We start from the raw sequence: 14,051 nt of genomic DNA, 5'->3' as shown, positions 1-14,051 counted from the left end.
TGTTTGCCTATAATAGAGCAAAACAATGCTTCCTTTATGCACTCCTTCCAAATCCTCTGACTGGATGGACCCATTGTATAGGAGCATAAATGTTCCAGGGTTTCCCAGGCAGAAAGGATTCATTGTGAAAATTTTCCGCGAAGCTATCCCTTTATAGCCAACAGTTTAAAGAGAAAGTAACAACTGTTCCTATTTGACAATAGAAGGAATTCGTAATGGGGGTTGTTTAAAATTTGCCGTCCACTTGCTTCTGAGGAAGTTCATGTTTTGAGAAAGAATAGGATCTATGATTCGCCGCTCAGGGCTTTGCTCATGACCTCGAATTCAAAGTGTTCTTTACCGATGGTGTAGTCGTGATGTCCGACAATTTTAAAGCCATTTTTTTCGTAGAAACGAATGGCCCGACTGTTTTCATTAAGCACACTGAGCCAGACTTCTTCGCATCCCAGGGCTGCGGCCTGTGACAATAAAGTGTCTTGAAGTTTTAGGCCTATTCCATAGCCGAGGAAGTCCTTTAAAACATATATCTTTTGAAGCTGCCCTACCCTACTGGCCTTGACAAAATCAGAATTGACATCCAGTTTTAATTTGGCATAGCCCACTGGCAGCCCATCGGCTAAGCCCAGCCAGAAAAGGTTCTCTTTTTTCAAAAGGCTTCGTGAGATCTTTTCCAGGCCAAATGTGTTCGAACAGTAATGCAGCAAGTCCGAAGGATCCCTGAACAAATGCCCAAAGGTCTCACTAAAGGTAATGCGCCCCAACAGGGCAATGATTCTGGCATCTTCAGGTCTGGCAACAACGACTTCGATCTTTGCGTTTTCCATAGGCGGCCAGGCTGAAAATGGTCTGTTTATAAGATATAATCCGTGCTTATAAAGTTAGATAACTTAGTCTCCAGCAACTTCTCAACGGTTTGAGTGTTCAAAGGGTTATCCTTAAAAGCTACAAAGGTCCTTATGGAAAACGACCGCAAGGCATCATGAACACTAAGTGTTGCCACGGCAGAGTCTTTACGCCCGGTAAACGGATATACGTCCGGACCGCGCTGGCAGGAGCTGTTGAGATTTACCCGACATACCAGGTTAGCAAGCGTATCGATCAACGGTGCCAGGGCATAAACATCACTTCCAAAAAGGCTTACCTGCTGGCCGTAGTTACTTGCTGCCATATCGTCTAGGGGTTCGCTGATATCCGAAAAAGGAACAATAGGGATCACTGGCCCGAACTGCTCTTCCTGATACACCTTCATCTCCTTGTTTACCGGATAAAGTATTGCCGGCCAAATAAAGTTTTCAGTGGTTTCTCCCCCTTTGGGATTCAGTATCTCTGCCCCGTATTCCCGGGCGTCATCAATGAGTTCCTGGAAGTAAGAAGGTTTCTGAGCTTCAGGTAAAGGGGTTAGCTTAACTCCCTCATCCCAGGGATTACCGAACTTCAGAGTGTCTACCTTCTCCGCAAATCTTCTGTTAAATTCCTCCCTAATGTCTTCATGTACATAGATCACCTTTAGTGCGGTACAACGCTGACCATTGAAGGACAGCGTTCCGGCTATACACTCATTGACGGTGAGGTCCAGATCCGCATCCGGTAGAATTATAGCAGGGTTCTTCGCTTCCAGTCCAAGAACAAGACGAAGCCTGTTACTCTTAGGATGCTGATCCTGCAAGGAATTAGCAGAAGTACTGTTACCTATTAAGGCAAGTACATCTATTTTGCCGGTCTTCATAATCGGCCCTGCAACGGCTCGCCCCCTTCCAAAAACGATATTTACCACCCCTTTGGGGAAGCTGTTCTGAAAGGCTTCGATCAACGGAGCGATCAGCAGAACACCGTGTTTCGCCGGTTTGAATATGGTAGTATTCCCCATAATGATCGCGGGGATCAAGAGCGTAAAGGTCTCATTCAAGGGATAGTTGTAAGGGCCGAGACACAAAACTACGCCCAGGGGACCTCTGCGAATATGCGCATAAACCCCGTCGTGCTTTTGAAATTTGGCCGAATTACGGTCTAATTGCTTGTAGTCCTCTATGGTGTCTTTGATATACTCAACGGTTCTGTCGAACTCTTTTTCCGAATCAGGAAGGGATTTCCCGATCTCCCACATCAAAAGTTTTACAACTTCTTCCCTTTTCCCGGCCATTTGCCCTACGAACTTTTCCATACAGGCAATGCGATCATTGACCTTCATTGTAGGCCACACCCCCTGTCCCTGATCATAAGCCGCCACTGCGGCATCAAGAGCCTGAAGGGCTTCCTTTTCAGCCATATCAGGAACACTTCCAAGCAGGGTTCTTTGATAGTCCTCTGTTGTGGATATGGTGGAATAAACGTCAGCTGTTTCACCTTGCCAGGTGATCAGCTCACCATTGATAAGGTACTCACTTTGATGAATAGGTTCGTGAATTTGGAAACGAGTAGGTATTTCCGCGGATATTGATTTCATGGTATTCATACTCCTCAGCTTAAAAAGAAGGTTTTACCTAAATTCAGTTATTAAACAATGGGCTTCATGGCTGTCATGGATTCCCTTAGCCTGGCTCCAACAATCTCAACAGGATGTGACCTTAATGCACGGTTCACAGCAATGAGCTTGGCATTATCCACGCCTGTATCTCTTCCTTCTCCAAATGCCTTGCCGATAACATCCGTATCGATCTTTTTCATAAAATCGGATAAGAGCGGCTTGCAGGCATGATCAAACAAGTAACATCCGTATTCTGCAGTATCGGAGATTACCCGGTTCATTTCAAATAATTTCTTCCTGGCAATGGTATTGGCGATCAGTGGGGTTTCATGAAGGGATTCATAATATGCGGATTCCCCGATAATACCGGATTCCGTCATGGATTCATAGGCCAGTTCCACCCCTGCGCGGACAAAGGCCACCATTAACACCCCATTGTCATAGTATTCCTGCTCAGATATTTCAACGGAGCCAGCAGCGGTCTTTTCAAAAGCGGTTTCTCCGGTTGCCGCCCTCCAGTTGTGCAGGTCTTTATCGTCATTTGCCCAATCTTCCATCATGGTCTTGGAAAAATGACCACTCATAATATCGTCCATATGCTTGCGGAACAAGGGCCTCATAATGTCCTTCATCTCCTCGGACAATTCAAAGGCTTTGATCTTCGCCGGGTTAGACAGACGGTCCATCATATTGGTAATACCTCCGTACTTTAGGCCCTCAGTGACAGTTTCCCATCCGTATTGAATGAGCTTGGAAGCGTATCCGGGATCAATTCCCTTTTCTATCATCTTATCAAAACAAAGAATGGAACCCGTCTGTAGTAAACCGCAAAGGATGGTCTGTTCTCCCATAAGGTCTGATTTAACTTCGGCTACAAATGAAGATTCCAATACTCCTGCCCTATGACCACCGGTCCCTACGGCATAAGCTTTGGCTTGCTCCAGTCCTTTACCCTCAGGATCATTATCAGGATGCACCGCAATCAGGGTGGGTACTCCAAATCCTCTTTTATACTCCTCCCTAACTTCGGAACCCGGGCATTTAGGAGCAACCATAATCACGGTAAGGTCCTCACGTATCTGCATGCCCTCCTCAACGATATTGAAGCCGTGGGAGTAAGATAGTGTAGCCCCCTTTTTCATAAGAGGCATTACCGTTTTGATTACCGATGTATGCTGTTTGTCCGGAGTAAGATTGATCACTACATCCGCAGAGGGTACTAATTCCTCATAGGTCCCTACCGTAAATCCATTCTCCGTGGCGTTTTTATAGGATTGCCTTTGTTCTTTGATCGCCGCTTCTCTCAGGGTATACGAAATATCAAGACCAGAATCCCTCATATTTAGCCCCTGGTTTAATCCCTGAGCCCCACAACCGACAATTACGATCTTTTTTCCTTTTAAAGCGGTAACACCATCTGTGAATTCATGGATCTCCATAAATCTACATTTACCTAACTGTGCTAATTGATCCCTTAAAGACAGTGTATTAAAATAATTTGCCATTTCTTGTTCTCGTAATTTATATGATGATTAATTGGTTTGAAACTCTTTTAATAAGGCGGTGATCTGCATTTCTGCCTTGGTAACGGCTATACGGCCAGACCGGACAAATTGCATGATCCCAAAAGGTTTTAAGTCCTGGTACATCTCGTCTATCTCACCTCTCCTACCCGTTTTTGCCAAAACAAAAAACTCTCTGGATACCGTTACGATCTGAGAATTACTTTCCTTGATGATGTTTTGGATCTGCCTTTCGTCAAACAAAAGGTTGGATGCTATCTTAAAAAGGGCGGATTCCTGGAATATGGTTTCCTCATCAGTATGATAAAACGCCTTGATCACCTCAATCTGCTTTTCAATTTGAGCGACGATCTTTTGTGTCCAGTTTTCTGTGGTGAAGACGACAATCGTAAATTTTGAGACCCCGTCAATCTCCGATTTGGAGACGTTAAGGCTTTCAATGTTGATATGTCTTTTGAGAAAAATACCGGATATCCTGTTCAGGAGTCCCACGTGATTTTCGGAATACACCGAAATAGTAAACCATTTGTTATCCATAGTCTTTATTTCAATCTGATATCAGAAACCGAAGCGCCGGAAGGGATCATCGGGAATACATTGTCTTCCTTTTCTACCCGTACTTCCAGGAAGTATGGTTCGTCCGAAGCCATCATTTCTTCTACGGCCGATCTGAGGTCTTCACGGGCTTCCACCCGCTGAGCTTTGATATAATATCCTTCAGCGATCTTAACGAAATCCGGGTTGGTCATTACGGTAGAAGCATATCGGCTCTCAAAAAAGAGTTCCTGCCATTGCCTTACCATTCCCAGGTGATCATTGTTAAGTACCACGATCTTAACCGCTGTCTTATTCTGAAATATGGTGGCCAGTTCCTGGATATTCATCTGGTAGCCCCCATCACCGATGATAGCAACAACCTCCCTTTCCTGAGCACCCATTTTAGCACCAATGGCAGCAGGAAGGGCAAATCCCATGGTTCCCAGTCCGCCAGAGGTGATGTTGCTTTTAGTCTGATTGAATTTGGCATATCGGCAGGCTATCATTTGGTGCTGGCCCACGTCTGTAACGATAACAGCCTCGTTTTTAGAGGCCAGGTTGATCTCCTCGATCACCTCACCCATAGTAAGCCCGGGTTTGGTAGGGTTCAGATCACCATCGATCACAGCCTGATATTCTTCTTCGTATTTCTTGTGAAACTCAGAGAGCCATTCCTCATGGCTGTTCTTATCAATCAGTGGAAGTATCTGACTAAGGGTTTCCTTTGCATCGCCTAGTACAGCAATGTCTACCTTTACATTTTTGTTTACTTCGGCAGGATCTATTTCAAAGTGTACGATCTTGGCTTGCTTTGCGTAGGTAGCCAGATTACCGGTAACACGGTCGTCAAAACGCATGCCAATGGCTATGAGTACATCACATTCATTGGTGAGCACATTCGGTCCGTAATTTCCATGCATACCCACCATACCCACATTCAGGGGGTGGTCCGTTTCCAGGGCCGACAGTCCTAATATGGTCCAGGCTGCAGGAATTCCTGATTTTTCTACGAATGCCTTCAGTTCCGCTTCAGCTTCTCCCAGAATTATACCCTGCCCGAATACGATATAGGGTCTTTTGGCCGAATTGATCAGTGAAGCCGCCGTTTCAATGGCAGCAGGATCGGGTTTAGGGACCGGTTTATAGCTTCGAACCCCGTTACAGGGTTCGTATGTAAATTCAAATTCGTCAAACTGGGCATTTTTGGTGATATCGATCAGAACAGGACCTGGCCTTCCGGACCTCGCGATATAAAATGCCCTGGCCATGATCTCAGGAATTTCAGATGCTTTGGTGATTTGGTAGTTCCACTTGGTCACCGGTGTTGATATCCCAATAATATCTGTTTCCTGAAATGCATCAGAACCCAAAAGATGCCTGGGTACCTGTCCGGTTATACAGATGATAGGTGTAGAGTCTATCTGCGCATCTGCAAGTCCGGTCACCAGGTTGGTGGCACCGGGACCTGAGGTAGCCATAGCCACCCCTACTTTTCCGGTAACACGGGCAAATCCCTGGGCGGCATGGGTCGCTGCCTGTTCATGTCTTGTCAGTACGTGAGTAAGTTTGTCCTGAAATTTATACAATTCGTCATACACCGGCATAATCGCTCCGCCAGGGTATCCATAAATCAAGTCTACTCCTTCAGCCAATAGACAGTGGATCAGTGCTTCAGCACCACTTATTTTAATCCCCACTTTATTACTAGCTGCTGTTCTTTTTGCTTTTACCGTTTCCATATGTCTGCTATATCTGGATCTGATCTCATGGCAGCTTACGATGCATCCTGCCAATCAAAAAAGTTGCAATTTGTTTCCTATATTTCGTCTGTAACGCATCCCTGAGATGCAGACGATACTGTTTTAGCGTATTTGTATAAACTCCCCTTTTTAACCTTCAATTCCGGTTGCTTCCAGTTTGCTCTTCTTTCAGCGATCTCCTCGTCCGACAGTGCCACACTGATACTGTTCTCTTCGGCATCTATGGTTATCATATCTCCATCACGTAATAAGCCTATGTTTCCTCCTTCCTGAGCTTCAGGCGCCACATGCCCCACCACAAAACCATGGGTTCCGCCAGAAAAACGGCCATCCGTTATCAGGGCCACTTCTTTGCCCAGACCAGCTCCCATAATGGCGGAAGTAGGTTTGAGCATTTCGGGCATTCCAGGACCTCCTTTTGGGCCTACATATCGTATCACAACCACATCTCCTTTTTGAACCAATCCTTGCCCTATACCTTCATTGGCGCTTAACTCATCCTCAAAGACCTTGGCCGGACCTGTAAATTTAAGTCCTTCTTTACCCGTTATCTTGGCAACAGCACCTTCTTCAGCCAGATTGCCGTAGAGTATTCTCAAATGTCCCGTTTCCTTGATGGGGTTATCCAAAGGTTTGATCACCTGCTGACCTTCTGAAAGGCCATCCAATTCAATCAGGTTTTCAGCCAGGGTTTTGCCAGTTACCGTCATACAATCCCCGTGCAACATGCCCTTTTCCAGCATAAAGCGGAGAACCGCCGGGGTACCCCCGACACGGTGTACATCTTCCATAAGGAACTTACCACTAGGTTTAAGATCCGCCAGGAAAGGAGTTGTATCGCTTATCTTTTGGAAATCATCCAGGCCAAAATCTATTTCCGCTGCCCTGGCAATAGCCAGGAAATGCAGAACGGCATTTGTAGAACCTCCCATGACCGTGATAAGGCGTACGGCATTTTCCAAAGACTTCCGGGTAATGATGTCGCTTGGCTTCAAGTCTTTTTCGATCAGGTTCCTAAGCGCCCTGCCCGAATCTATACAGTCTTGTTTTTTCTCTTTTCCGGTTGCGGGGTTAGAAGAATTGTAAGGCATCGCCATTCCCAATGCCTCAATGGCCGAAGCCATGGTATTAGCAGTGTACATTCCGCCACAGGCTCCTGCACCGGGACAGGCATTCTGGATTACAGCTTTGTATTCTTTTTCATCAATAGTACCCGCTACTTTTTCTCCCCAGGCTTCAAAAGCCGAAACGATATCCAACTTTCGGTCCTTCAGACATCCGGACGCGATGGTCCCGCCATATACCAGTATGGAAGGCCGGTTTAGCCGAATCATTGCCATAAGGGCTCCCGGCATGTTCTTATCGCAGCCAACCACAGTGACCAGGCCGTCATAACTCATAGCCTCCACTACCGTTTCCATGGAATCTGCTATCAGATCCCTTGAAGGAAGGGAAAAGCGCATTCCCAGGGTTCCCATGGAGATACCATCACTTACACCTATGGTATTGAATACCAGTCCTACCAATCCTTCTTCATTGACCCCTTTTTTGACCTCCTGAGCCAGATCGTTCAGGTGCATATTACACGGATTTCCCTCGTAACCTGTACTGGCGATCCCTATAAAGGGTTTCTTAAGATCATCTTCGGTAAGCCCTATCGCGTGAAGCATGGCCTGAGATCCTGGCTGGGTAGGGTTTTGGGTAATGTTTTTGCTGTATTTATTCAATTCCATTTAAGCGGCTATTTCTTTCGAAAACATAGATATTCAAACTCTTTCGATCAAAGATAGTCCTTTCAAAAAGCTGTTTTTTTTAACAATTAGGGTTGGTTCAAATTCAATAATAGGAATATTAAATTAAATCACTGATAAACAGATATTTAACTTATTATTTTATCCCATATTCAATACTGAACAAGGCGGGGTCAATACAGTCGAAAAGCTATGGAATCCCCGAATTTCTTTTGGGAGAGGATAGAAATAGCCCTTTGGGATAATTGAAGGATGCGAGGGTAGCCTCCGGTAGTCTGACCATCACACATCAGGATAATGATCTTACCTGAGGGTGTAAGTTGAACAGTCCCGGGCAGCGTTGCAGAAGTAAGCATATTGACTGAATGCGCATCCAGGTTTTGAGTGAGCTGATAAGCCATGCGGTTGTTTTCCTTGGCGATGGTAAATTCCGATCCCAGCAGCTCTTTCTGCTGCTTCTCGCTTAGGATCTCGTATTCCGGTCCCGGCTGGACATCGAGCTCAGTCTCCTCAAACAATGAGGCCGCTTTGATCGTGGTGATCTTAGGCGTAAAGTTCTCATAAGTCCGGAAAGGAAGTTCCATACCGGCTTTTATCCGGTTTTCGGCAGTTATAGGTCTGTAAAACGAACGGCTCCCCAAAACCTTCTCGGAAAGAAATCCTCCCTTTATAGCCAGATAGCACCTAAAGCCACTGCGAAACTTGCCAAAGGACAAGGTATCTCCTGTATTTACTTTGTGTACGTGATAAGCCTCGATAGGATTATCATTCAGGGTAGCGGGGAGATCAGCTCCTGTGAATGCGATAAAGGTAGGAGCATCAAAAGTAAGTACAGGGCCTGTCATGGTGATCTCCAAAAGGGCATCGGTCTCCTCATTCTCCAATAGAGCATTGGCCATAGCGGCGGAGTAGCGGTCCATCACTCCACTTACCGGCACCCCTTTGTTCCGATATCCCGTGCGCCCCCAATCCTGTATAGTACTGAAAAAACCCGTATGTAAGACCTTAATCATCCAGCAGTTCCTTTTCCGGTTTATAAATCCCGACCTCGCCTTCTATTTTGCGCAAATCGTACTCCCCTTGGGTAATGCTATAAAAGCGAATCTTATCCCCTACACTTACAAATGAGGGAGGGTTCTTTGTGACATCAAAAATCGGGATTGGACAATTCCCAATAATATTCCAGCCTCCAGGCGACTCCTGGGGATAGATCCCGGTCTGCTTCCCGGCAAGACCAACGGAACCACTGGGGACCTTTAACCTTGGCGTACTTCTTCTCGGGGTTTCCAGTGCTTTGGGAATACCACCCAAATACATAAACCCCGGAAGAAAACCAATACCATATACGGTGTAATTATGGGCTGTATGTTCAGCGATAAGCTCTTCGACACTGTAATCCAATAGATCCGCGACTTCCTTGAGGTCTTCCCCGTATTCCGGGGTATAGCAAACCGGTAGTGTCCAGAGATATCGGGGGGCCGGGTCCACCGCTTTTTTTTCAGTGTACCAGCCCAAAAGTTTTTTCTTCATATCCTCAAAATCGATCCCTTCTTTATTGTTGATCAGGGTGAGGGAGTTGTAGGCCGGAACCTGTTCCCACCGCCCAGATCCCGGGAGTTTTTCCTGAAGATATTTGTTGAATTCCAGTATATCCTTTAGAATGGCCTCTTCAACGCGGTTTGGCCATTCGATAAGAACCGCCTCCTCTCCAAAAGGTTTAACAGATATAGCGTAAGGATTCACTTTTTGATACGAATATGATGTTTGGGAAATTCAGTAGAAAGATACACCAATATTTGTAATGCCGAAGGCGTATCGCCATGTATGCAAAAAGTATTTGGTTTTATTTTGACGGTCTCTCCGTTTACGGTTAAAACCTCACCGGATCTTATCATGCGTAGCATATGATGAAGTACCGCCTTAGGTTCCGTTATGAGGGCATGGTTGTCCTTTCTCGAGACCAGGGAAAGATCTGCATTATAGTTGCGATCTCCAAAAGCTTCTAACATAAGCCGAAACCCTCTTTTACGAGCTAATTCAGCAGCCTTGGAGCCGCAAGGCAGATAGAGCATTGACTGCTGTTTATAGGGTTCGATTGCCTTCAAAAAGATCTCTGCTGTTTTCTGCCCCTTTGCAATATCATTGTATAATGCGCCGTGTGGTTTAATATGATGCACAGGGACATCTTCCTGTTCGGCAAGCCTGAGAAATAATTCTACTTGCTCCTGAATACTGGCCTTCAATTGGTCCGGTGCTATGACCATAGATATTCTTCCGAAATTCTCGCGATCGGGATAGGAAGGATGGGCCCCTGCCTTTACATTGTACTTCCTGGCAAGTCGTAATACTTCTCTGAGCGTCTCCTCATCCCCCGCATGCCCTCCACAGGCAATGTTACAGGAAGAAAGGTAGGGCATTAGCTCAGCTTCATTTCCTAAACCCTCTCCAAGGTCACAATTAAGATCTACCTCAAATTCCATTATTGTAAGATTCCAAATACCTGCACAAGACTTTTCAGTCCGAGAACAGTGGCCAAAAGCAAAATAGTTATGGCCAGTATATTTTGCCAGATATCATTCTTATAATTTCCCATTATGCCTTTTTTGTTAACCATCCAGACCAGAAAAACAGCAATAAAAGGCAATAGTATACCATTGGCCACCTGAGCGAACTTTATCACCTGGATCGGGTTGATATCAAAAGAAAGCACACTTACTCCTGAAATTAGCACCAGTATCCAAACCAGGCGGAATTTAAAGTGCTTCGTACCCTTTTCCCAACCAAAAACGCTTCCTGCCACATAGGCCGCGGCCAGCGGGGCTGTGATGGCCGAGGTTACACCCGCCGCGAACAGGCCAACACCCATAAAATATTTGGCGGCATCGCCGTATAAAGGTTCCAGGCCCCTTGCCAGGTCCATCACGCTTTCTAACTGATCTCCGGGAATGGCCGCTGCAGAAACTATGATAGCCATGGAAACCAATCCTCCCAGAAAAACCGAGATCAGGGTGTCTTTACGGGCATCAGACAGTCCCGCTGCAGAATTCCACTTTTCCCTAACCAGGGAGGCATGGAGAAAGAGGTTATACGGCACCACAGTAGTACCTACCAGGGCAATGATGGTAAGCAAGCTACCTTCCGGTACTTCGGGCATGAACAATCCCTGAGCCACTTTTTTGATATCCGGGCCTGTAATAATGGCCGTGGTTAAAAAGGAGACACTCATGATCCCTACCAATATAACAAAGACCTTTTCCAGGGCTTTATAACTACTTAAGTACAGTAAAACGAAGGCCACTAGTCCGATTATCCAGGGATAAAACTGCCTGTATCCCTGACCAAAGAACACTTCCAGCCCCAAAGTGGCCCCTCCGATATTACCGGCCTCATAGGCCGCATTTCCAATAACGATGGCACTGAGAACGACGAGCAGTGCAAGACTCCTAAACCAGGGTATGGTCAGTTCTGTTTTCAGCACTCCGGCAAGGCCTTTTTGGGTAATGATGCCAAGCCTGGCTGCCATTTCCTGCAAAACCACCGTGGCTACAATAGAAAGCAGCATGGCCCATAAGAGTGCAGTACCAAATTTTACCCCGGCTAAAGTACAGGCGGTTACCGTACCCGGGCCAATAAATGCTGCGGCTACCAGTATACCCGGGCCAATTTTTGTTCGCATTCTTATATAGTGTTTGTTATCGAATCAGGTCTTCTGGTAAATATAGGGGGTTTTAAGACTGAATTAAGCCCGGCTGTTGAATTTTGCAGAGAATATAGCCATATAGGGCATGTTTTTAGGTTTTTTGAAGACTTGAATTGATCAGATAACGTCACCAATTCCTGGTCGATGAAAGACGGTTTTTTGGCTGCTGCCCTGCCCAAAATTTTAACATAAATCGTGCAGTTCGTCTAAAAATTTGCAGTTCGTCTAAAAGTGGGGGTTCATACGTCGAGAGAATATAATATTCCTCAAAAGCCAGGGTTATTAGTATCCCAAATCAAAATTAACCTACTGAATGAAATGTGTGGAATGTGGTAAGGAGTTAAGTTACATAGACCATAGGAAATCCATCGAGATGTTCAACGTGGAGCTTTGTGAGCATCACAGACTTCGTATGGAAAGACTTATGCGCAAAAACAATACTCCTGTTGAGGCAGTTAAGCTGTATTACGGTTTGAAATCGGCCGGTGAAAACCCTATGCTGGAATGGTGGGACGGGAAAAGATCCGTTGACCTCGCGATTTCCAGGGTAAAGCTAAACATCGAGATCGATACGGAATATCAGATGCTGACCCATGAGCAAGCGATGAACGATCTGGAGGAGACCATGCATTCGTTTCAGAACGGATTTACAACGATTAGAATACCGCATATCATCATAAAACACTACCTACAGGAAACGGTACAAAACATTATGGGCATAATAGAGGGGCTGAGAGCAAATATCAAGGTGATTTGAAACTAACTTCTAAAACCCCGGAGCAATGGAAGCAAATAAAAGTTATACCGAGCGATCCTATCAGGTGAGCAAGCTTATTCTTATTCTATTGACCTTTGCCGCTTTGACGATCATGGTCAATATTAAACCGGAAATCTCACGCATCCTCTTTGGACTGCCGATAGTGGTATCCGGAGTCCTGGGAATTTTCGGCTCCATCTTTATCATCAAGGGAATGGACGAACCCACCAATGAAAAAAAGATCATTGCGATCACCGTTAATTTTGCCATGGTGTTGCTTATCCTGACCATATTGGTCTCCAACACCCTGTATTAGACCTGGATAAATTTCAGGCCAGAGGCGCGACCGAGAAAACGTCTATCTTGGATTTTCGGTAATTCCTAACCCTTTTCATTACGGCGATACCGTTCCTGGAACCTTCGTTGTTGGTATTTCCCTCAATGGTTTCAATGATATCCCCAATTCTTCTGGTGATTATTCCGGTATGCACCCAATCAAAGCGGGATTTTTGCAGTAAAAAAATATCTCCGGGTTCTATGCGCTCCGGCTGCCTCCGCAAGGTCTGGTAGCGTGTAAGCAGTCCCTTGTTCAATCCTGTAGTCCCTACGGTATCGCAGCTATAGGTCTTCGGCATAAGCCCGGTGAATCTCTTGTCTATCGCAGATGCGGCCTGATCCACTATAGCCTGGGCAAAACCCATACACCAGAACCAGGGAGAACCGTCATTTCCATCCATATAACTTCTTACCCACGGTCCGCTATTGGACTGGCCCTTGATGATCAATTCGTAAGGTTGATTTTTGAGGTGATTTTCCGCGACTTCTAATACGAGTTCCCTGAAACTACTGCCGGAAAGCGGTTGCTCAAAAGCCTCGCGAAGCGGGTTGCATAGCTTGGCAAACAGGGCATGGCTTACGGTACCTGTTTGGTTCATCCCTTCGGCTTTCTGGAAATTCTTTACCGCTTTCTCCGTAGCCGGGCCAAAATCCCCGTCAATTCCTGTAGCAGTGCTACTAAGGGGATTCCCGATAGAATAGAGATTAAGCCAGGACTGGATCTTCATGACATCTTTTTTCCTGTTTGTGGAACCATTTCGCTTTTGCAGGCTGCTGATGGACAGCTCTTTTTTATACCAATCTTTGATCATGATACGCGTTTTTAGGGGTTTAGGGGGTTGTCACAATCAGTAAAACCGCGGTAGTCCGAAAACTACCGGGATAGCTGGGGAATGCTTCAGATAAAGGCGATCAACTTGGTAAATATCAAGGTGACTATCTTATTCTTAAAGTGCCCCAGAGCAATCTTAGATACTCCGGCCTTATGCAATGACTGTATGACAAAAAGGTCTTTCTGACTCTTTAACAACAGATTTAGCTCCTCCTTGGAAATATGGCCTTCGGCAAAGAGTTTGGCCCATCGCTTTAGCTTGTCCTTGGAGTCGTCCACAAATCCGGAAACCTCATCGCTGATAGCCTGACTTTCCTCACCGAATTTGTCTTTGATCATAGACCCTATCTCGGTCTTAAGTTCCTTGTACAGTTTTTCAAAATCCATGACT

At 45.7% G+C, this 14,051-nt stretch carries 14 protein-coding genes; 2 read left to right on the top strand and 12 right to left on the bottom strand.

The genetic code is table 11. From position 1 onward, the window contains the following. Positions 1–284 precede the first annotated feature (284 nt). The 10 genes from GTQ38_RS13840 to GTQ38_RS13795 form a co-directional block, all read right to left on the bottom strand. Positions 285–824 carry a GNAT family N-acetyltransferase gene (locus GTQ38_RS13840; RefSeq protein WP_161436135.1) on the bottom strand — a complete coding sequence of 180 codons (540 nt, stop codon included), beginning with the start codon at positions 822–824 and terminating at the stop codon, positions 285–287. A gap of 26 nt (positions 825–850) precedes the next feature. Beyond that, on the bottom strand, positions 851–2,443 hold the full coding sequence (locus GTQ38_RS13835) for an NADP-dependent glyceraldehyde-3-phosphate dehydrogenase (protein ID WP_161436387.1): 1,593 nt from the start codon (positions 2,441–2,443) through the stop codon (positions 851–853). A gap of 50 nt (positions 2,444–2,493) precedes the next feature. Further along, positions 2,494–3,969 (bottom strand): ketol-acid reductoisomerase, encoded by a 1,476-nt coding sequence (gene ilvC, locus GTQ38_RS13830; protein ID WP_161436134.1) that lies wholly within the window; start codon positions 3,967–3,969, stop codon positions 2,494–2,496. Between the two features lie 27 nt (positions 3,970–3,996). After that, positions 3,997–4,524 carry an acetolactate synthase small subunit gene (ilvN, locus tag GTQ38_RS13825; RefSeq protein WP_161436133.1) on the bottom strand — a complete coding sequence of 176 codons (528 nt, stop codon included), beginning with the start codon at positions 4,522–4,524 and terminating at the stop codon, positions 3,997–3,999. 5 nt (positions 4,525–4,529) lie between these two features. After that, positions 4,530–6,263: a biosynthetic-type acetolactate synthase large subunit gene (gene ilvB / locus GTQ38_RS13820; protein WP_161436132.1), complete on the bottom strand. Its 1,734-nt coding sequence runs from the start codon at positions 6,261–6,263 to the stop codon at positions 4,530–4,532. A gap of 77 nt (positions 6,264–6,340) precedes the next feature. Next, positions 6,341–8,017 (bottom strand): dihydroxy-acid dehydratase, encoded by a 1,677-nt coding sequence (gene ilvD / locus GTQ38_RS13815; protein ID WP_161436131.1) that lies wholly within the window; start codon positions 8,015–8,017, stop codon positions 6,341–6,343. A gap of 191 nt (positions 8,018–8,208) precedes the next feature. Continuing rightward, complete coding sequence (locus GTQ38_RS13810) at positions 8,209–9,048, bottom strand: 5-oxoprolinase subunit C family protein (protein ID WP_161436130.1); 840 nt, start codon at positions 9,046–9,048, stop codon at positions 8,209–8,211. After that, complete coding sequence (gene pxpB, locus GTQ38_RS13805; protein ID WP_161436129.1) at positions 9,041–9,778, bottom strand: 5-oxoprolinase subunit PxpB; 738 nt, start codon at positions 9,776–9,778, stop codon at positions 9,041–9,043. The genes GTQ38_RS13810 and pxpB overlap by 8 nt, the downstream gene beginning before the upstream one ends. After that, a complete protein-coding gene (gene pxpA, locus GTQ38_RS13800) occupies positions 9,775–10,515 on the bottom strand; it encodes a 5-oxoprolinase subunit PxpA (protein WP_161436128.1) in 741 nt (246 codons plus the stop codon). The genes pxpB and pxpA overlap by 4 nt, the downstream gene beginning before the upstream one ends. Beyond that, entirely contained in the window at positions 10,515–11,711 is a 1,197-nt protein-coding gene (locus GTQ38_RS13795) for an Nramp family divalent metal transporter (RefSeq protein WP_161436127.1), read from the bottom strand. The genes pxpA and GTQ38_RS13795 overlap by 1 nt, the downstream gene beginning before the upstream one ends. Positions 11,712–12,048: 337 nt before the next feature. Here GTQ38_RS13795 and GTQ38_RS13790 point away from each other — a divergent pair, with 337 nt between their 5' ends. Both GTQ38_RS13790 and GTQ38_RS13785 read left to right on the top strand, forming a co-directional pair. Then, complete coding sequence (locus GTQ38_RS13790) at positions 12,049–12,492, top strand: hypothetical protein (RefSeq protein ID WP_161436126.1); 444 nt, start codon at positions 12,049–12,051, stop codon at positions 12,490–12,492. Positions 12,493–12,517: 25 nt separating this feature from the next. Beyond that, positions 12,518–12,808 (top strand): hypothetical protein, encoded by a 291-nt coding sequence (locus GTQ38_RS13785; RefSeq protein ID WP_161436125.1) that lies wholly within the window; start codon positions 12,518–12,520, stop codon positions 12,806–12,808. Between the two features lie 13 nt (positions 12,809–12,821). Here the strand turns inward: GTQ38_RS13785 and GTQ38_RS13780 are convergent, their stop codons facing one another. Together GTQ38_RS13780 and GTQ38_RS13775 are read right to left on the bottom strand one after the other, a co-directional pair. After that, the gene (locus GTQ38_RS13780; RefSeq protein WP_161436124.1) at positions 12,822–13,640 is read right to left on the bottom strand and encodes a peptidoglycan-binding domain-containing protein; all 819 of its coding nucleotides are present in this window, start codon (positions 13,638–13,640) and stop codon (positions 12,822–12,824) included. 86 nt (positions 13,641–13,726) lie between these two features. Further along, on the bottom strand, positions 13,727–14,047 hold the full coding sequence (locus GTQ38_RS13775; RefSeq protein WP_161436123.1) for a hypothetical protein: 321 nt from the start codon (positions 14,045–14,047) through the stop codon (positions 13,727–13,729). Positions 14,048–14,051: the final 4 nt, after the last annotated feature.

The sequence above is a fragment of the Poritiphilus flavus genome (assembly GCF_009901585.1).
Lineage (GTDB): Bacteria > Bacteroidota > Bacteroidia > Flavobacteriales > Flavobacteriaceae > Poritiphilus > Poritiphilus flavus.
The sequence above is the reverse complement of the archived record's forward strand: the minus strand, read 5'-3'. Positions and strand labels throughout refer to the sequence as shown.